The 17,611-nt window shown below is 66.0% G+C and carries 18 protein-coding genes; 10 read left to right on the top strand and 8 right to left on the bottom strand.

Features of this window, described 5'->3' with window-relative positions; genetic code table 11:
- Positions 1-18: 18 nt before the first annotated feature.
- A complete protein-coding gene (locus NFE57_RS01950) occupies positions 19-591 on the bottom strand; it encodes a helix-turn-helix domain-containing protein (RefSeq protein ID WP_252133865.1) in 573 nt (190 codons plus the stop codon).
- 91 nt (positions 592-682) lie between these two features.
- Here NFE57_RS01950 and NFE57_RS01945 point away from each other — a divergent pair, with 91 nt between their 5' ends.
- The 4 genes from NFE57_RS01945 to NFE57_RS01930 all read left to right on the top strand — a co-directional run bounded on the left by NFE57_RS01945 (position 683) and on the right by NFE57_RS01930 (position 5,516).
- The gene (locus NFE57_RS01945) at positions 683-1,156 is read left to right on the top strand and encodes a DUF6456 domain-containing protein (protein ID WP_252133864.1); all 474 of its coding nucleotides are present in this window, start codon (positions 683-685) and stop codon (positions 1,154-1,156) included.
- 150 nt (positions 1,157-1,306) lie between these two features.
- Positions 1,307-2,638 carry an MATE family efflux transporter gene (locus tag NFE57_RS01940; RefSeq protein WP_252133863.1) on the top strand — a complete coding sequence of 444 codons (1,332 nt, stop codon included), beginning with the start codon at positions 1,307-1,309 and terminating at the stop codon, positions 2,636-2,638.
- Positions 2,639-2,674: 36 nt separating this feature from the next.
- Positions 2,675-3,895: an argininosuccinate synthase gene (locus NFE57_RS01935; protein ID WP_252133862.1), complete on the top strand. Its 1,221-nt coding sequence runs from the start codon at positions 2,675-2,677 to the stop codon at positions 3,893-3,895.
- A 67-nt stretch (positions 3,896-3,962) separates the two neighbouring features.
- Entirely contained in the window at positions 3,963-5,516 is a 1,554-nt protein-coding gene (locus tag NFE57_RS01930; RefSeq protein WP_252133861.1) for a hypothetical protein, read from the top strand.
- On the opposite strand, the gene NFE57_RS01925 is transcribed toward NFE57_RS01930, so the two are convergent.
- The 4 genes from NFE57_RS01925 to mnmA all read right to left on the bottom strand — a co-directional run bounded on the left by NFE57_RS01925 (position 5,503) and on the right by mnmA (position 8,641).
- Entirely contained in the window at positions 5,503-6,609 is a 1,107-nt protein-coding gene (locus tag NFE57_RS01925) for a GNAT family N-acetyltransferase (protein ID WP_252133915.1), read from the bottom strand. The genes NFE57_RS01930 and NFE57_RS01925 overlap by 14 nt on opposite strands.
- A 46-nt stretch (positions 6,610-6,655) precedes the next feature.
- Entirely contained in the window at positions 6,656-6,841 is a 186-nt protein-coding gene (locus NFE57_RS01920) for a DUF1328 domain-containing protein (protein WP_252133860.1), read from the bottom strand.
- A gap of 57 nt (positions 6,842-6,898) precedes the next feature.
- On the bottom strand, positions 6,899-7,396 hold the full coding sequence (locus tag NFE57_RS01915) for a Dps family protein (protein ID WP_252133859.1): 498 nt from the start codon (positions 7,394-7,396) through the stop codon (positions 6,899-6,901).
- 132 nt (positions 7,397-7,528) lie between these two features.
- On the bottom strand, positions 7,529-8,641 hold the full coding sequence (gene mnmA / locus NFE57_RS01910) for a tRNA 2-thiouridine(34) synthase MnmA (RefSeq protein ID WP_252133858.1): 1,113 nt from the start codon (positions 8,639-8,641) through the stop codon (positions 7,529-7,531).
- 143 nt (positions 8,642-8,784) lie between these two features.
- Between mnmA and NFE57_RS01905 the strand changes: the two genes are divergently transcribed.
- The 3 genes from NFE57_RS01905 (at position 8,785) to NFE57_RS01895 (ending at position 9,783) form a co-directional block, all read left to right on the top strand.
- Positions 8,785-9,015 (top strand): hypothetical protein, encoded by a 231-nt coding sequence (locus NFE57_RS01905; RefSeq protein WP_252133857.1) that lies wholly within the window; start codon positions 8,785-8,787, stop codon positions 9,013-9,015.
- 104 nt (positions 9,016-9,119) lie between these two features.
- A complete protein-coding gene (gene sciP, locus NFE57_RS01900) occupies positions 9,120-9,419 on the top strand; it encodes a CtrA inhibitor SciP (RefSeq protein WP_252133856.1) in 300 nt (99 codons plus the stop codon).
- A 106-nt stretch (positions 9,420-9,525) separates the two neighbouring features.
- The gene (locus NFE57_RS01895; protein WP_252133855.1) at positions 9,526-9,783 is read left to right on the top strand and encodes a GlsB/YeaQ/YmgE family stress response membrane protein; all 258 of its coding nucleotides are present in this window, start codon (positions 9,526-9,528) and stop codon (positions 9,781-9,783) included.
- 63 nt (positions 9,784-9,846) lie between these two features.
- On the opposite strand, the gene NFE57_RS01890 is transcribed toward NFE57_RS01895, so the two are convergent.
- Together NFE57_RS01890 and NFE57_RS01885 are read right to left on the bottom strand one after the other, a co-directional pair.
- Positions 9,847-10,572 carry an SIMPL domain-containing protein gene (locus NFE57_RS01890; RefSeq protein WP_252133854.1) on the bottom strand — a complete coding sequence of 242 codons (726 nt, stop codon included), beginning with the start codon at positions 10,570-10,572 and terminating at the stop codon, positions 9,847-9,849.
- Positions 10,573-10,643: 71 nt separating this feature from the next.
- Positions 10,644-10,904 (bottom strand): GlsB/YeaQ/YmgE family stress response membrane protein, encoded by a 261-nt coding sequence (locus NFE57_RS01885; RefSeq protein WP_252133853.1) that lies wholly within the window; start codon positions 10,902-10,904, stop codon positions 10,644-10,646.
- A 232-nt stretch (positions 10,905-11,136) separates the two neighbouring features.
- On the opposite strand from NFE57_RS01885, the gene NFE57_RS01880 reads away from it, so the two are divergent.
- From NFE57_RS01880 to NFE57_RS01870, 3 genes are read left to right on the top strand one after another with little or no spacing between them, the layout of a single operon-like run.
- Entirely contained in the window at positions 11,137-12,327 is a 1,191-nt protein-coding gene (locus tag NFE57_RS01880; RefSeq protein WP_252133852.1) for an efflux RND transporter periplasmic adaptor subunit, read from the top strand.
- Positions 12,328-12,339: 12 nt separating this feature from the next.
- The gene (locus tag NFE57_RS01875) at positions 12,340-15,561 is read left to right on the top strand and encodes an efflux RND transporter permease subunit (RefSeq protein WP_252133851.1); all 3,222 of its coding nucleotides are present in this window, start codon (positions 12,340-12,342) and stop codon (positions 15,559-15,561) included.
- Positions 15,562-15,604: 43 nt separating this feature from the next.
- Positions 15,605-16,864, top strand: a complete 1,260-nt coding sequence (locus NFE57_RS01870) for a DUF445 domain-containing protein (RefSeq protein ID WP_252133850.1) — start codon at positions 15,605-15,607, stop codon at positions 16,862-16,864.
- Between the two features lie 41 nt (positions 16,865-16,905).
- On the opposite strand, the gene NFE57_RS01865 is transcribed toward NFE57_RS01870, so the two are convergent.
- The gene (locus tag NFE57_RS01865; RefSeq protein ID WP_252133849.1) at positions 16,906-17,580 is read right to left on the bottom strand and encodes an HAD family hydrolase; all 675 of its coding nucleotides are present in this window, start codon (positions 17,578-17,580) and stop codon (positions 16,906-16,908) included.
- Positions 17,581-17,611: the final 31 nt, after the last annotated feature.

Raw genomic sequence — 17,611 nt, 5'->3', positions numbered from 1 at the left:
CGTTGGTGTCCGCCGCGGCTATAGCCCCCGGACCAGCCGTACCGCACGCGCGATCCACGGCGGATCGGCAACGACCTGCTGGCGCCCGCCCGCGCCCGGCGGCAATAAATGGAGCTTGCCCGGTGTGCCCGGCTCACGCCCGATCAGCCGGCCGAACAGGAAGCGTCCGGCGGCGCGCGGCACCAGCACGTCGCAGTTGAGCGCCTGGGTAAAAGCGTCGGGAGCGAGTTGCTCGCACCAGATGGCATCGCCCGCGCGGTAATCGCCGATGCTGTCGGCCACCGTCACCGCGACGAACCCCGGCCCCGGCAGCGGCGGCGTCACCGCCTCGGGTCGCGTCGGCGCATGGGTGCCGGCGGCGGTCAGGATCGCGGCGACGGGCAGGTCCGCGCGGTCGGGCAGCTTGACCAGATCGGCGGCCGCCACCCCCAGCGCCGCGGCGATCCGATTGAGCCAGTCGACCGAGACGGTCCGTGTACCGGTTTCGAGGCGTCCGATCGTCTGCGCGGTGGTCGGCGGATCGCATGCCCGGGCGACTTCGTCGAGCGTCAGCCCCTTGGCGCGGCGCACTTCGCGGATCGCGGTGATCATCCAAGCTTCCTTTTAACCGGTCTGGTTTCTTGCTGTCCTACAATCCTGCCGATGTGGCAAGCCTTCGCGCGACTCGGCGATGGAGGACAGGATGCGCGATCTCGCGGAAAGGCATGTGGACGAACACGGTGTGATCCGGGCCGGAAGTGCCGAGCCACGGCGCCGCAGTGTGACGGTCAACCTTGCCGAATCGCCCCTGTCGTGGCTCGCGTCGCGGGGCTTCGTTTCGGCGCGGCAGGTCGAGGCGGGCGAGCGGCTGCGCGCCGATTACGAACGCGCGGCGCTGGGCGCGCGGATCACGATGCGCTGGGATGCGACGCCGCACGCGCGCCACGCGGCACCGCAGGTCCCCGATCCGACCACCATGCAGATCGACGCCAAGCGGCGCTTCGATGCCGCGATCGCGGGCGTTGGCGCGGGGCTCTCCGATATCCTGTGGCGGGTGGTGTGCGCGGGCGAGGGGTTGCCCGCCGCCGAGCGCGGGCTCGGCTGGCCGGCGCGCGCGGGCAAGCTCGTACTGGGTATCGCGCTCGATCGGCTCGGAGATCATTATCGATTGCCCTGAGCGGCGGCATCGGATGGGCAGCGATCGCGTGGGCCACGCCAATCGAGCAGCGGGGAAGAGGGCCAGCGATCGGTCGTGCCGCTTCGTTGCGGCACGCGCCACCTCGCGTGGGCGCTTGAACATTGCCGTCGAAGCGGCGATGGCGCCAGCGTGACCACCGCGCTCACCCGGCGATCGATTTTCGCACAGGCCTGGCCGATCATGCTCGGCCAGACGACGGTGCCGCTGGTCGGGCTCGTCGATACCGCGGTAATCGGCCACACCGCCGATGCCACCGCGCTTGCCGGGGTCGCGCTCGGCGCGACGATCATCAACCTCTTGTTCTGGACCTTCGGCTTCCTGCGCATGGGGATGACGGGGATGACCGCACAGGCCGAGGGCGCGGGCGACGTCGCCGAGGTCGAGGCGATGCTGTTGCGTGGCCTCGCGCTCGGTTTCGGGCTCGGGCTCGTGCTGTTCGCGCTCCAGATCGTGCTGATCCCGCTTGCTTTTGCGTTGCTCGCGGGCGGCGCCGGGCTCGATGCGGCGGCGGAGGGCTATGTCGCCGCGCGGTTCCTCGGTGCGCCGGCGTCGCTTGCGGTGTTCGCGATCAACGGCTGGCTGCTCGGGCTGGGCCGGACACGCGCCGCGCTGGCGCTTCAAGTCGTGATGAACCTCGTCAATATCGTGCTCAGCGTGCTGTTCGTCTGGTATTATGGGATGGGCGCGCGCGGCGTCGGGCTTGGCACCGCGTGTGCCGAATGGGTCGCGCTGGTCGTCGGCGTGCTGATTGCGTGCCGCTATACCGGTGGGCTCGCGGTGTGGCGCCGGTTGCGCGCCAGGCGGCTGTTCGCGCGGGAGGCGATACGGCGGCTGTTCGCGGTCAATGCCGACATCATGATCCGCACCATCGCGTTGCTGCTGCTGTTCGCCTGGTTCACCAATGCCGGGGCGCGGCTGGGTGAGACGACGCTAGCGGCGAATCAGGTATTGATGCAGTTCGTCAGCGTGTCGGCCTTCGTGCTCGATGGCTTCGCCTTCACCGCCGAATCGCGCATCGGCCAGGCGATCGGCGCGGGGTCGGCGACGTCGCTGCGCCGCGCGATCCGGTTGATCGGCGAATTTTGTCTCGCCGCCGGGGTCGCCTTCGCGCTTTTCTTCTGGGTGGGCGGCGGCGCTTTCATCGCCGCGCTGGCGAGCAATCAGGAGGTGCGCGCGATCGCCGTCTCGATGCTGCCGCTGGTGGCGATCGTCCCCGCGATCGGCGCGCCGGCCTGGCTGCTCGACGGTATTTTCATCGGCGCGACGCGCGGCCGGGCGCTGCGCAATGCTGCGATTCTCGCTACCGCCGCCTATATCGTCACCGATCTGCTGCTGCGCCCGGCGGGGGTGTGGGGGATGTGGCTCGCGCTGGTGTTGAGCTATATCTATCGCGCGGCGGCGCTGGGGGCGTTTCTGCCGGGGTTGCTACGCTCTGTTGCACTCGCGAAGAGGGCGCCGTAGAGCCCGCCTCGATTCCCCTCCACGGAGCTGCCGACCATGTCCGAGAAGATCAACCGCGTCGTTCTTGCCTATTCGGGCGGGCTGGACACGAGCGTGATTCTCAAATGGCTCCAGCAAACCTATAATTGCGAGGTCGTTACTTTCACCGCCGATCTCGGGCAGGGCGAGGAACTCGAGCCCGCACGCAAGAAGGCCGAGGCCGCGGGCGTCCGCCCCGAACATATCTTCATCGATGATCTGCGCGAGGAATTCGTCAAGGATTACGTCTTCCCGATGATGCGCGCCAACGCGCTTTACGAGGGGCTGTACCTGCTCGGCACCTCGATCGCGCGGCCGCTGATCGCCAAGCGCCAGGTCGAGATCGCGCGTCAGGTGGGGGCCGATGCGGTGTCGCACGGCGCGACCGGCAAGGGCAACGATCAGGTTCGTTTCGAGCTCGGCTATTACGCGCTCGCGCCCGACATCAAGGTGATCGCGCCGTGGCGCGAATGGGATCTCAACAGCCGCACCGCGCTGATCGATTTCGCCGAAAAGCACCAGATCATGGTACCCAAGGACAAGCGCGGCGAATCGCCCTTTTCGACCGATGCGAACCTTCTGCACACCTCGTCCGAAGGCAAGGTGCTCGAGGATCCGTGGGAGGTGGTGCCCGATTACGTCTATTCGCGCACCGTCAATCCCGAGGACGCGCCTGACGCGCCTGAGATCATCACGATCGATTTCGAGCGCGGCGATGGCATCGCGCTCAACGGCGAGGGCGTCAGCCCCGCCACGTTGCTCACCCGGCTCAACGATCTCGGTCGCAAGCACGGCATTGGTCGGCTCGATCTGGTCGAGAACCGCTTTGTGGGCATGAAGTCGCGCGGCATGTATGAGACGCCCGGCGGCACCATCTATCACGCCGCGCATCGCGGCATCGAGCAACTGACGCTCGATCGCGGCGCCGCGCACCTCAAGGACGAACTGGCGGTGCGCTACGCCGAACTGGTCTATAACGGCTTCTGGTTCGCGCCCGAACGCGAGATGCTCCAGGCGGCGATCGATCACAGCCAGGAAAAGGTCGCCGGGACGGTACGGCTCAAGCTCTACAAGGGCAGCGTCAACGTCATCGGCCGCAAGTCGCCCAACAGCCTCTATTCGGAAAAGGTCGTGACCTTCGAGGACGACGAGGGCGCCTATGACCAGCGCGACGCGGAAGGCTTCATCAAATTGAACGCGCTTCGGCTCCGCTTGCTGGGCCGCCGCGATCGCGGCTGAGCGGCGCCCGCGCGGTCGTGCCGCTTAACGGTTGCGGTTGAGATCGGTCCCCCCGTAAGGCACGCGAATGGAACAGCAGCGACAGTGGTGGAACCAGCGGTGGGTGCTCGCGGCGCTGGTGGCGCTTGCGGCTGTCCCGCTGCTGTGGCCGACGGTGCCGCCGCTGGTCGACCTTCCGGGGCACATGGCGCGCTATCGCGTCCAGCTCGATTACGGCACCTATCGCTGGCTCGATGATTGGTACGCGTTCGAATGGTCGCTGATCGGTAATCTCGGGATCGATCTCCTCATCGAACCGCTCGGGCGGCTGCTGGGGGTTGAACTCGCCGTCAAGCTGATCGTGATCGCGATCCCCGTGCTCACCGTCAGCGGGCTGCTGTGGATCGCGCGCGAGGTGCATGGGCATGTCCCGGCGACCGCGCTGTTCGCGCTGCCGATCGCTTATTCGTACCCGTTCCATTTCGGGTTCGCCAATTTCACGCTGTCGATGGCGCTGGCGCTCAACGCCTTCGCCTTGTGGCTGCGGCTCGGGCGGCAGAACCGCATCGCCTTGCGCGCGGCGGTCTTTATCCCGCTCTCCTGCGCGATCTGGCTGTGCCATACCTATGGCTGGGGCGTGCTCGGCGTCCTCGCCTTTTCGGGCGAACTGGTCCGCCAGCGCGATCGGGGCCATCCGTGGTTCAAGGCGTGGTTCCGCGCGATTCCGCATTGCCTTGTGCTTGCGCTGCCGATGGTGCTGATGGCGATGTGGCGCAGCGGCCAGCATGTCTCGGGCCAGACCGCGGACTGGTTCAACTGGGGGGCCAAGGTCGCCTGGCTGGTGATGATGCTGCGTGATCGCTGGATGGCGTTCGATATTGCTTCGGTCGCGATCCTCTATCTGATCCTGCTCAAGGGTATCCGCGATCCCAATATCCAATATTCGCGCAACCTGACCCTGTCGGCGCTGTTCCTGATCGCGGTCTATGTCCTGTTGCCCCGGATCGTGTTCGGATCGGCTTATGCCGACATGCGGCTTGCGCCCTATCTGGCCGGGATCGCGGTGCTTGCTTTGCGCCCCAAGCCCGGGCTTTCGATGCGCGGTGCGTCGTTGCTCGCGGCGGCCGGGCTGGCTTTCTTTGGCGTTCGGATCACCGCGACGACCGCGAGCCTCTATCTTTACGATCGCAGCTGGAAACAGGAACTCACCGCGCTCGATCATGTCCCGGTCGGGGCCAGGATGGTGTCGTTCGTCGGGGTCGCCTGCCGCAATATCTGGTATGGCCCGCGCTTCGAGCATCTGCCTGCCTTCGCGCTTGAGCGACGGCTGGCTTTTTCCAACGACCAATGGTCGATGGCTGGCGCGCAATTGCTGACATTGCGCTATCGCGCCGCGCAGGGCTTCGGGCATGATCCGTCGCAGATCACCACCTTGACGCAATGCCCGAACGAATTGTGGCGGCCGATTGCCAAGGCGCTCGCCGATTTCCCGCGGTCGGCGTTCGATTATGTCTGGCTGATCCAGCCCCCGCCTTACGATCCCGCGCTGACCAAGGGCATGACGCCGATCTGGCGATCGGGGACAAGCGTTCTGTACCGGATCGACGATCACACCCAGCCCGCGCCGTTCAACCCTTCCTGAACGGCATCATCTCGGCGAGGAAATGGCGGTCGGCCTCGACCGCCTCGCGCTCGCGGGCCAGGAAATCGGCGACCGCGCGGCGGAATCCGGGATCGGGCAGGTAATGCGCGGAAAAGGTCGGCACCGGCTCATAGCCGCGCGCGAGCTTGTGCTCGCCCTGCGCGCCTGCCTCGACGGTCGCCAGCCCGCGCGCGATCGCGGCGTCGATGGCCTGATAATAGCACAATTCGAAATGGAGGAACGGCACCTCTTCGATCGCTCCCCAATAGCGGCCATAGAGCGTGTCGGCGCCGATCAGGTTGAGCGCGCCCGCGATCGCTCGGCCGTCGCGTTCGGCGAGGATCAGCAGCACTTTGTCCGCCATCGCCTGCCCGAGCAGCGAGAAGAACGCGCGGGTCAGGTAGGGGCGCCCCCATTTGCGCGATCCGGTATCCTGATAGAATTGCCAGAACGCGTCCCAATGCGCCTCGGTGATGGCGTCGCCGGTCAGATGGCGGATCGTCAGCCCGGCCGCCGCTTTGGCGCGTTCGTGCCGGATCGCCTTGCGCTTGCGTGAGGCGAGTTGGCCCAGAAAATCGTCGAAGCAGCGATAGCCCCGATTCTGCCAATGGAATTGCGTCCCCTGCCGGATCAGCCAGCCCGCCGCCTCGAAATACGGCACCTGATCGGCGGCGGCGAACGTTGCATGGGCGGAGGATAGGCCGTGCTGATCGGTGACCGCCTCGATTGCGGCGATCAGCGCCGGCGCCAGCGCCGCGTCGCGCAGCAGCAGGCGCGGGCCCGGTACCGGTGTGAACGGCACCGCGACCTGGAGCTTGGGGTAATAAGCACCTCCGGCGCGCTCCCAGGCGTCGGCCCAGGGGTGATCGAAGACATATTCGCCCTGGCTGTGGCTCTTGGCGTACGCCGGGGCGATCGCGCAGGGCCGTCCGTCCGGCCCGTCGACGACGATCGGCAACGGTTGCCAGCCGGCCGCCGCCGTCGCGCTTCCCGATTGTTCGAGCAGCGCGAGGAAGGCGTGGCCGACGAACGGATTGGCATTGCCCGCGCAGGCATCCCAATCGGCGGCGTCGATCGCTTCGACACCGGGCATCAGCCGGGCGGTCACCGCCCGGCTCACGAACGGCCCGTCGCGTGGATCAGTCGATCGCGTCCTTGATGCCCTTGCCGACCATCAGCCCGAGCACGAGCAGGATGACGGCGATCGCGATCACGATGAAGAACAGCATCTTGGCGATGCCCACAAAGGCACCGCCGAGCGCGGTGAACCCGAGCACGCCGAGAGCCAGCCCGGCAACCAGAAAGAGAAACGCCCATTTGAGCATCGTGCATCTCCGATTCGCCGCGCCGGTTCAATCGCGTGCCCGGATAATCGTTGCGGCTCAGTTCTTGCGGCTCGCCTCGAACAGGAACCAGGCGCGCTCTTCGGCCTGATCGGTCCATTCGTCGAGGATGCCGCTGGTCGCATTGTCCTTGGCATCGTCGACGATGTCCTTGGCCTCGCGCAACGCCTCGACCAGCTTGCGATTGTCGTCGCGCAATTCCGCGAGCATGTCTTCGGGCGTCACGAATTCGCTGTCATTGTCGTTGATCGACTGATGCCGCCCGACATCGCCGATCGAGCGCAGGGTGGTGTTGCCCGTCTTGCGCACGCGCTCGGCGATCTGATCGGTGGTGGCCAGGATCTGCGCCGCCTGGGCGTCGAACATCAGGTGATAATCGTGAAAATGCGGCCCCGAGACGTGCCAGTGGAAATTCTTGGTCTTGAAATAGAGCGCGTACGAATCGGCGAGGATGCCGTTCAGGGCTTCGGCGACCGTCTTGGCGGCGTTGGTCGTGAGGTCGGTCGGCGTCTTCAGCGGCGCCTTGGTCGTGGCCATCGTGGATGCTCCTTGATTGATGAGTCTGTCGTTGCACTAACGATTCGACCCCCACATTGGGTCCAGCATCCCCTCATGCAATGTCTCGATCACGGCGATCGATGCGCGCAGACGAGCGTTCGGGCGATCGACTCAGGCGGCCAGTACGGCCACCGCGCGCTCGGTCTCGGCGATCCAGCCGCCGCCAAGCACGCGCTCGCCGGCGTAGAGCACTGCCGCCTGTCCGGGCGCGACGCCATATTCGGGCGCGTCGAACACCAGATCGTCGCCCAGGATGCGCGCGGGCACCGGCTTGGCGAGCGAGCGCACCTTGGCGGTGACGGCGCCGGTGTGGCGTTCTCCGATCCAGTTGATGTCGGTCAAGCGCGCCGCGCGCACCGCGAGCGCTGCCTTGGGACCAACCACCAGCCGCCGCGTGTCGGGCTCCAGCCGGATCACGTACAGCGGTTCTGCCTGGCCGCCGAGCTCGATCCCGCGCCGCTGGCCGACGGTGAAATGGATCAGCCCGCGATGCTCGCCCAGCTTGTGGCCCGCCTCGTCGACGATATCGCCCGCCGCATCGGCTTCGGGCCGGAGCTTCTTGACCAGCCCGGCATAATTGCCGTCGGGCACGAAGCAGATATCCTGGCTGTCGGGCTTGGCGGCGACGCCGAGGCCCAGTTCGACCGCGATCTCGCGCACGCGCGCCTTGGGGAGCGCGCCCAGCGGGAAGCGCAGGAAATCGAGTTGGTCGGTGGTGGTCGCGAACAGGAAATAGCTCTGGTCGCGGGCCGGATCGATCGCGCGGTGCAGTTCGGGGCCGGTGGGGCCTTCGACGCGGCGGATATAATGGCCGGTGGCCAGCGCGTCCGCGCCGAGTTCCCGCGCGAGCCCGAACAGGTCGGTGAATTTGGGCCCCATGTTGCACTTGACGCACGGGATCGGCGTGCGGCCGGCGAGATATTCGTCGGCGAAATCGTCGATCACCTGCGCGCGGAAGCTCGTTTCGTGATCGAACACGTAATGCGCGATTCCCAACCGGTCACACACGGCACGCGCGTCGCGAATGTCGCGGCCCGCGCAGCACGATCCCGCGCGGCCCACTGCCTCGCCGTGGTCGTAGAGCTGGAGTGTGACGCCGATCGTCTCGGCGCCGGTGGCGTGCGCGAGTGCGGCCACCACCGAGCTGTCGACGCCGCCCGACATGGCGACGACGATACGGCGGCCGGTCAAATCCGCGCCGAGCTGGAAATCGCCTTCGATCATCGGCGTCGCCCATAAGCCACGCGGCGCGGCGATGCAAAGCGAGGACGGTTTCCAAGCCGTTGCCGCCGAGTTTACCGGACCTTCAGACACGCCGCGTAGGACGGATTTTCCGAACATGTAGAAATGAAAAGGTCCGTCGGGCGTTGGTCGATCTGAGTTTCAGCCGTTTTGACAAGAGCGAGGCGATCGTCGGTCTGCCGCCCGATCTGGCGGTGATGATGGTCTCGGTCTCGGCGCGCCAGGCCACGAGCCCGACGGCAATGTTTTTCGCGCGACAGACGTGCCCGCCGTTCGAGACAAACCTGCTCGCGCCCGCGCACGGTGCTTTCAATGCGTTGGTCGCCGCCTCGCTGCGCCATCGGCGGGAGGCGTAAATGCGCCGTTTACCGTGCCGCTTCAGGCGATGTTGAAGCCCCTGCGTCAGAGCTTGTGCCGTGTTGAGTGAAACAGGGGGCCCCCGCCCCCCGATGAGGTGTAGATGATCGAGAACCAGAAGATTCGCCCTGCCAGGGTAATCGGCCCGCTCGGCGAACCGCTGACGCTGGAGACGCTGCCGCCTGCCGACACGACCCGCTGGGTGGTGCGGCGCAAGGCCGAGGTCGTCGCTGCGGTCAACGGCGGCCTGCTGACGGTGGACGAAGTGTGCGATCGCTACGGCCTTACCGCCGAGGAATTCGCGAGCTGGCAGCGTGCGATCGATCGTTCGGGCATGCCGGGACTGCGCGTGACGCGCATCCAGCATTACAAGTCGCTCTACGAGCGCCAACAGAAATATTGAAGCAAAGGCTGATAAACAAAACGCCTGCGGAACAAGATGCCCCGCTCGCGAGTCTTTCCGTTTACCACCCGGCGACATACCGGGTTATGAACGGAGGGACGGCTTCATGAATATCATCATCTGGCTGATTATCGGCGGTGTCATTGGCTGGCTTGCGAGCCTGATCATGCGGACCGACGCCCAACAGGGTATTCTGCTCAACGTTGTCGTCGGCGTCGTCGGTGCGTTTGTCGGCGGGCTGATCTTCACCGGCGGGTCGATCAACAATGCGCCGCTGACAATCTATTCGTTCCTGGTCTCACTGCTTGGTGCGATCATCCTGCTGGCGATCGTCAATCTGATACGGCGCGGTAGCGTCCGTTGATCTGATCCGATCACATCAGGGGTAGATGAGGCGCCGCCCGGCCGCACCGGGCGGCGCCTTCTTTCATTTGAGCAGGAAGCGGACCTGGAGATTGACGGTCACGTCGGTCTCGCCGGGGACGATCGGCGTATCGGCGGCGGCGGCGGCACGCATGGCGTACATCACCGGACGTGGTGGCGGATAGCCGGCGTTGCTTCCGCTCTCGCTGATCGAAACGATACGCGCGACCCGCAGACCAGCGGCATTGGCGTAGAGTTCGGCACGTGCGCGCGCCTGCTTGACGGCATCGGCGCGCGCCTCGTCGAGCGCGGCGTCGGGTTTGTCGAGCGAGAAGTTGGGGCCGTCGATCTGGTTGGCGCCCTGTTTGACCAGCGCATCGAGGATCGTCCCGCTTTTGGCGACGTCGCGGAAACGAATCGAGACCGAATTGGTCGCCTGATAGCCGGTGATGACCGGCGGCTGGTTGTCGCCATACCGATATTGCGGCGACAGTTGCACATTGGCGGTCGCGATGTCGCGTGCAGCGACGCCCGCCGCTTTCAGCGCGCCGAGCACGCCAGCCATGCGCTGGGCATTGTCGCTGAGCGCGGCAGCGGCGGTCGGGGCCTGCGTGACCACGCCGGCGCGAATCGTGGCGAGATCGGGGACGCGGGTACTTTTGCCCGCGGCGGTGATGTCGAGCAGCGTGCCGTCGGGCAGCATGGCGGGCGTTGCGTCGGGGAGCGTTTGCGCGGCTGCCGGTATGGCGGCGACCGGCGCTGCAGCGAGGGCAATAGCGAGACGGTGCATAGATATTCTCCTGAAATCAACGCTAAGCGGCCTCTCGGGGTTGCCTGCCTAACCTGCGCTGAACGGCATGCTCAGGCGCGGCGGGCGAGCATCCATCGATAAGCAAGCATCAGTGCGATCGCGCCAAGCCCGGCGGCGATGTCGTTGCCCCAGCCCACACCGATCGGCCAGCCGAGAATCTGCGCGATCATGCCGCCGCACAGCGCACCGACGATGGCGATCAGGATGGCAACGACGAAACCGCCGGGATCACGGCCGGGCATCAGCAGCCGTGCGATCACGCCCACGACGATGCCGATCAGCACCCATTCCAGCATCGAGCGCTCGGGCATCGATCCTGATCTCCTCTCGCGCGCTGCTGTGCCGCAGCCTGGCGGTATTCTCTGCGCAACGATCCTCCATTGCAACCGTTTCTCCCATGGAACGAGTTGCAGGTTGCCGGGGCCGCGTCATGCAATGCCGTCAAAAAAAGCGCATGCGACCGCTTGAGTGCGGTGATATATTTCTATAATACACCCCTCCACAGAAACGGCAGGACGGCCGGACGGGAAAGTGACACAGCACATGAACTACGAATCGGGGGCGGTCGGCGAGGCAGAGCGCTATACGTTGCCGGATATGAGCGAGGGTGGCGGGCGCCGTCGTCGCTGGGTCGTCTACGCCGTGGTCGCCGCGGCGATTGTGCTGGTGGTCGGCTATCTCGCGCTCGGCCATTCGAAACCGGTGGACCAGCCGTTCGGCGCGGTCGATCCGAGCACGCAGATTCCGACGGTCTCGGTCATGCAGCCCGGCAACGACACCATTGTCCGCGATATTTCGGCGACCGGCACGATCGCTGCGCGCCGTGAAATGCCGGTCGGCGTCGCGGGTGAGGGCGGGCGCGTGACGCGCGTGCTCGTCGATGCCGGCACATGGGTGAAGGCGGGGCAGGTGCTCGCGATGGTCGATCGGTCGGTGCAGGCCGAGACCGCGACATCGCTGGCCGCGCAGGTCCGTGTCGCCGAGGCCGATGCCAAGCTCGCCCAGTCCGATCTCGATCGCGCCCGGCAACTCGTATCGCGCGGGTTCATTTCGCAGGCCGATATCGACAGCAAGACCGCCACGCGTGACGCCGCGGTCGCCCGCGTCAACGTCGCCAAGGCGTCGCTTGCCGAAACCCATGCGCGCAACAGCAGGCTCGATATCCGCGCGCCTGCGGCGGGGCTGGTGCTGACGCGCGACGTCGAGCCCGGCCAGATCGTGAGCGCGGGTAGCGGCGTGCTGTTCCGGGTCGCGCTGGGCGGCCAGATGGAAATGCAGGCGAAGCTCGCCGAAGCGGATCTCGCGCGGTTGTCGACCGGTGTGTCGGCGACGGTAACCCCGGTGGGGACCGATCAGCATTTCACTGGCCAGATCTGGCAGATTTCGTCGGTCATCGATCCGACCACGCGTCAGGGCATTGCGCGGATCGCGCTCGCTTATGCGCCGGCGCTTCGCCCCGGCGGGTTCGCCTCGGCGCAGATCATCGCGGGCTCGAATCAGGCGCCGCTGCTTCCCGAATCGGCGGTGCAGAGCGACGGCGGACGCAATTACGTCTATATCGTCGGCAAGGACGACAAGGTCGTCCGCCGCGACGTGACGACGGGCGAGGTGTCCGACAAGGGCGTGGCGATCGCCAAGGGGCTCGACGGCAGCGAGCGTGTCGTCGTCTCCGCGGGCGCTTTCCTCAACCCCGGTGACAAGGTGAAGCCGGTCCTCCAGAAGCGCGCGAACTAAAAGGCCGAAGCCATGAACTTCCGCAACATCTCCGCCTGGTCGATCCGGAACCCGGTTCCGTCGATCGTCCTGTTCGTCGCATTGACGCTGGCAGGGATGGTCAGCTTCATGCGGATGGACGTCAATAACGAGCCTGACATCGATTTCCCGATCGTCTGGGTCGTGATCTCGCAGCCGGGCGCCGCGCCTTCCGAAATGGAGACTCAGATCACGCAGCGCGTCGAATCGGCGGTGCGCAGCCTGCCGGGGATCGACGAGATCAATTCGACCGTGACCGAAGGCCAGTCCCAGACGGTGATCCAGCTCGATATCGGCACGCCGATCGATCGCGCGGTCGAAGACGTGCGCAGCGCGGTCCAGCAGATCAGGAGCGACCTGCCCGACGGTATCCTCGAGCCGCAGATCGGCCGCGTCGATACCACCAATAACGACCTTGCAAGCTTCTCCGCGATCGCCACCGACATGACGATCGAGGAATTGAGCTGGTATATCGACAACGACGTCGCCAAGGAATTGCTCTCGGTGCCCGGCATGGCCGGGGTCAATCGCAACGGCGGCGTCAGCCGCGAAATTCGCGTCATCCTCGATCCGGTCAAGCTTCAGGCGCACGGGTTGACCGCGAGCGGGGTCAACCAGCAACTTCGCCAGGTCAATCTGAACGCGGCGGGCGGCAAGGCCGAAATCGCCGGGTCCGAACAGGCGGTGCGCGTGCTCGGCAATGCCGATACCGCTTATACGCTCGGCCAGACGCAGATTGCGGTCGGCAACGGCACGACGATCAAGCTCGCCGACATCGCCCAGGTCAAGGATCTCTACGCCGAGCTCAAATCGTCGTCGGCGATCAACGGCCGCCAGGTCGTCAGTTTCGACATCCAGCGCGCCAAGGGCTCGTCGGACGTGACCGTTTATCACGGCGCGGTCGAGAAGCTCAAAGACCTCGAGACGCGCAACCCCAAGGTTCAGTTTCACCAGCTCTACAACAACGCCAAATATGCCGAGGAGCAATATGCAAGCGCGATCGACGCGATGGTCGAGGGCGCGTTCCTCGCGGTCGTGGTCGTGTTCCTGTTCCTGCGCGATTGGCGCGCGACGCTGATCTCGGCGCTCGCGATTCCCCTGTCGGCGATCCCCAGTTTCTGGTTCATCGAGATGATGGGGTTCAACCTCAACCAGATGACCTTGCTCGCGCTCAGTCTGGTCGCGGGCGTGCTGGTCGACGATGCGATCGTCGAGATCGAGAATATCGTCCGCCATATGCGCAGCGGCAAAACCGCGTATCAGGCCGCGATCGACGCCGCCGACGAGATCGGCCTGGCGGTGCTCGCGACCACGATGTCGATCGTCGCGGTGTTCCTGCCCGTGGGGTTGATGCCCGGCGTCGCGGGGCAGTTCTTCAAGAATTTCGGCCTCACCGTCGTCGTCTCGGTGGTGATGAGTCTGGCGGTCGCGCGGCTGGTGACGCCGATGATCGCTGCCTATTTCCTCAAATCCTTCGGCCACGCCAAGCACGGCGAAGGTCGGATGATGGATGGCTATATGGCGATTCTGCGCTGGTCGCTCGATTCGCGCGTGGCGAAGGCGCGGGCGGCGGGACGCGGCTTTTTCGGCCGGCTGCGTGCGCGGTTCCGCGATCACCGCGTCTGGGTGTTCGGGATGGGGATCGCGTCGTTCCTGCTGACGATCGCGTGCTTCACGATGCTGCCGATGCAGTTCCAGCCCCAACAGGACGACGATTCGAGCACGGTGCGCATCGAGATGGTGCCCGGTACGACGCTCGATCAGACCAAAATCGTGGTCGATCGCGTTGCGGCGTTGCTGCGTGAACAGAAGATCGTCACCTCGGTGTATCAGCGTGCGTTCGTGGGGTCGGGCCGCGTTACCGCGCAGCTTGCCGACGATCGTACGGTAACCTCGACCGAGTTCGAGCGCGCGCTCGCGCCCAGGCTCAACCAGATCGCCGACGCACGCGTCACTTTCCAGTCGCAGGGCGGCTGGGGGTCGAGCGGGCGTGATCTGACGATCGTACTCGGGGGTGAAGATCCGAAGCTGCTCAACGACACCGCGGTCAAGCTCGTCAACGAGATGTCGAAGCTCAAGACCGTGGTCGCGCCGCGCATCACCGGTGACCTCCAGCGCCCCGAAATCGTCATTCGTCCGCGGATGGATCTCGCGGCCGATCTCGGGGTGACGACCGCGGCGATGTCGAGCGCGATCCGCATCGCGACGCTGGGCGATATCGATCAGAACAGCGCGCGCTTCTCGCTGTCGGATCGTCAGATTCCGATCCGTGTCGCGCTCGCCGAAAGCGCGCGCGAGCGGTTATCGACGATCGAGAACCTACCCGTAAGCACCCAATCGGGCGGCTCGGTGCCGCTTCGCGTGGTGGCCGATATCGGCTTCGGCGCGGGGCCGACCAAGATCGAGCGGCTCAATCAGCAGCGCCAACTCACGATCGGCGCCGATCTCGCGCCCAACGTCATCAACAGCATGGCGATGAAGGAAATCCACGCACTCCCGACGATGAAGAAGCTGCCGCTCGGCGTTCATGAGCTTCAGGTCGGCCAGGCCAAATGGCAGGCGGAGATGCTCAAGAATTTCGCGATCGCGGTGGTGTCGGGCACCTTCCTTGTGTTCGCGGTGCTGGTGCTGCTCTATCGCCGTTTCCTGCCACCGTTCGTCAACATGGGGTCGCTGCTTTTGGCGCCGCTGGGCGGGCTGCTCGCGCTGATGGTGACGGGCAATGCGCTGTCGATGCCGGTGTTCATCGGGTTGTTGATGCTGTTGGGTATCGTCGCAAAGAATTCGATCCTGCTGATCGATTTCGCGCTTGAGGAAATGAGCAAGGGTGTCGACGTCCTCACCGCGATCATCGATGCCGGGCACAAGCGCGCGCAGCCGATCGTGATGACCACGGTGGCGATGATCGCGGGCATGATTCCGACGGCGATCTCGCTGACCGGCGACAATAGCTGGCGCGCACCGATGGGCATCACCGTGATCGGCGGGCTTGCGCTGTCGACGCTGCTGACGCTGCTGATCGTGCCCGCCACCTTCAGCCTTGCGGTCGGGGTCGAGCGCTGGATCGGGCCCAAGCTCGGGCGTCGCCTGCTCACCTATCGGCCGGGCGACGGCGATGTGCCGGCGCTCGACCATCACGGCGGCCCCGCGCTGCCGGGGCGGCGCGGCGCGATCGGCTATCGCGGCGATGATGAGGAACCGCAGCCGGCCGAATGACGAATCACTTGAACAATCCTCGCCTTCGGGGATTGTTTCGGTGATGAACATTGTCACCCGCCCCTTGTCGTTGGATGCTGCATCGCCGGGGCTGGTGCGGATGCGGATCATCGCGACCGGGCTGCTCGTGCTGATGGCCGCGCTGTTCTTCATGGCGCGCGCGCTCGAACCCGCCCATCCGGGCTTCGGCTATCTACGGAGTTTCGCCGAAGCCGCGATGGTGGGCGGGCTCGCCGATTGGTTCGCGGTCACCGCCTTGTTCCGTCATCCGTTGGGGCTGCCGATCCCGCACACCGCGATCGTGCCGCGCAACAAGGATCGGATCGGGACCACGCTGGCGTCTTTCCTGCGCGCCAATTTTCTGACGCCCGCGGTGGTGGCGCGGCGGATGCGGCGCGTCGACATCGCCTCGGCGATCGGCAAGTTCCTCGCCGCCCCGCCCGAGCGCGGCCGGTTGTGGCGTGGTGCCTCACGGCTGATCGCGCACGTGCTCGAAGCGCTCGATCAGGAGCGGCTGGGCGGCATGGTCAAGGGCGCGCTGGCGCAGCGGCTGCGCGCGATCAACGCCGCGCCGGCGCTCGGCCGCGCGCTTCAGGCGGCGATGAAGGAGGATCGGCACGTTCCGCTCGTCGATGGCGGTATCCGTTGGGCGAACGCGCTGCTGACGCGCAACGAGGCGCTGATCCGATCGATGGTGCACGAGCGCTCGGGATCGATCCTGCGCTGGACCGGGCTCGACGAGACGATCGCCAACAAGATCATCGACGCGCTCGATCGGCTGCTTGGCGAGATGGCCGACGATCCCGATCATCCGCTGCGGCTCAAGATCGAAGACAGCCTCGGCGAACTCGCGTTCGATCTCCAGCACGATCCCGAAATGCGCGATCGCGTGTTCCGTTTCAAGGCGGAGATGCTCGATAACCCAGCGATCGAGCGCTGGTGGATGAGCGTATGGGAACAGATACGGCGCGGCCTGATCGGGTTGGTGCGCAACCCCAATGATGCGCTCGCCGGGCAATTCGGCGAGGCGCTGCGCCAGCTTGGCGAAACACTCCAGCACGATGACAAGCTGCGTGCGACGATCAACCGCTTCGTGCGCCGCGCGGCGGTGGGGGTCGCCGCCGATTATGGTGACGGCATCGTCCGGCTGGTGTCCGAAACGGTGCACGGATGGGATGCGCGGACGATCACCGATCGGCTCGAAAATGCGGTCGGGCGCGATCTCCAATATATCCGCGTCAACGGCACGCTGGTGGGCGGGCTGGTCGGCCTCATCATCCACACGGTCGATGTCGTGTTGTGAGCGGTGCTTGCGTCCTGTGGAAACAGCGCCGGCCGCGCGCGTCAGCGCTCCCAGTCGACGATCGGCCAACCGCGCTTGCGGGCGAGCGCGCGCAGCGGCCCGTGGGCGTTGACCGCGAACGGCTCGTCGGCCCAGCGCAGCACCGGCGCATCGGAAACATGGTCCGAATAGAAACGGATGTGGCAATCCTTGCGGTCGATGCCTTCGCGCGCCAGCCAGGCCTCGATCGCAGCGAGCTTGGCGGGGCCGTAGACGTTGTCGCCGACCATCTTCGCATAGAGCCGCCCGGTCTCGTCGATCTCCGCCTCGGTCGCGATCACGTCGTCGAACCCCAGCCGCTGCGCGATGGCGTTGACGTAGAAACGATACGATGCGGTTGCCATCACCAGCCGGTAGCCGGCGGCGCGATCCGCCGCGATCCGCTCCCGCGCGCCGGCGAATACGCCGGTCGCGGTCACACGCTCGGCGAATGCCTCGGCCGCAGCCTCGACCGCTTCGGGCGCGAGCGATCCGCCGAGCAGCAGGCGCTGCATCGTCTGCTTGAGCCGCGCGCGATCGATCACCTTGGCGACATAGCCGAGCGCGGCGACGACCGCCGCGGGCACCAGGGTCATCCGCCACGGCGCGTGGCGCCGCATCGTCCCCCACAGGAACGGCGTCCAGGTGGGGGCATGGGTGATCGTACGGTCCATATCGTAGATGGCGAGGCGCTGCATGATGGTCCCATAGGCCGCTATCGGCTTGCCG

Source organism: Hephaestia sp. MAHUQ-44 (assembly GCF_023806085.1).
Lineage (GTDB): Bacteria > Pseudomonadota > Alphaproteobacteria > Sphingomonadales > Sphingomonadaceae > Sphingomonas.
This window is presented reverse-complemented; position numbering and strand designations above follow the sequence as displayed.

Bases quoted from the DNA above. Each gene is read 5' to 3' on its own strand.
- NFE57_RS01950 (WP_252133865.1), bottom strand. From the start codon at position 591: ATGATCACCGCGATCCGCGAAGTGCGCCGCGCCAAGGGGCTGACGCTC.
- NFE57_RS01945 (WP_252133864.1), top strand. From the start codon at position 683: ATGCGCGATCTCGCGGAAAGGCATGTGGACGAACACGGTGTGATCCGG.
- NFE57_RS01935 (WP_252133862.1), top strand. From the start codon at position 2,675: ATGTCCGAGAAGATCAACCGCGTCGTTCTTGCCTATTCGGGCGGGCTG.
- NFE57_RS01930 (WP_252133861.1), top strand. From the start codon at position 3,963: ATGGAACAGCAGCGACAGTGGTGGAACCAGCGGTGGGTGCTCGCGGCG.
- NFE57_RS01925 (WP_252133915.1), bottom strand. From the start codon at position 6,609: ATGCCCGGTGTCGAAGCGATCGACGCCGCCGATTGGGATGCCTGCGCG.
- NFE57_RS01920 (WP_252133860.1), bottom strand. From the start codon at position 6,841: ATGCTCAAATGGGCGTTTCTCTTTCTGGTTGCCGGGCTGGCTCTCGGC.
- NFE57_RS01915 (WP_252133859.1), bottom strand. From the start codon at position 7,396: ATGGCCACGACCAAGGCGCCGCTGAAGACGCCGACCGACCTCACGACC.
- mnmA (WP_252133858.1), bottom strand. From the start codon at position 8,641: ATGATCGAAGGCGATTTCCAGCTCGGCGCGGATTTGACCGGCCGCCGT.
- sciP (WP_252133856.1), top strand. From the start codon at position 9,120: ATGATCGAGAACCAGAAGATTCGCCCTGCCAGGGTAATCGGCCCGCTC.
- NFE57_RS01895 (WP_252133855.1), top strand. From the start codon at position 9,526: ATGAATATCATCATCTGGCTGATTATCGGCGGTGTCATTGGCTGGCTT.
- NFE57_RS01890 (WP_252133854.1), bottom strand. From the start codon at position 10,572: ATGCACCGTCTCGCTATTGCCCTCGCTGCAGCGCCGGTCGCCGCCATA.
- NFE57_RS01885 (WP_252133853.1), bottom strand. From the start codon at position 10,904: ATGCCCGAGCGCTCGATGCTGGAATGGGTGCTGATCGGCATCGTCGTG.
- NFE57_RS01880 (WP_252133852.1), top strand. From the start codon at position 11,137: ATGAACTACGAATCGGGGGCGGTCGGCGAGGCAGAGCGCTATACGTTG.
- NFE57_RS01875 (WP_252133851.1), top strand. From the start codon at position 12,340: ATGAACTTCCGCAACATCTCCGCCTGGTCGATCCGGAACCCGGTTCCG.
- NFE57_RS01870 (WP_252133850.1), top strand. From the start codon at position 15,605: ATGAACATTGTCACCCGCCCCTTGTCGTTGGATGCTGCATCGCCGGGG.
- NFE57_RS01865 (WP_252133849.1), bottom strand. From the start codon at position 17,580: ATGCAGCGCCTCGCCATCTACGATATGGACCGTACGATCACCCATGCC.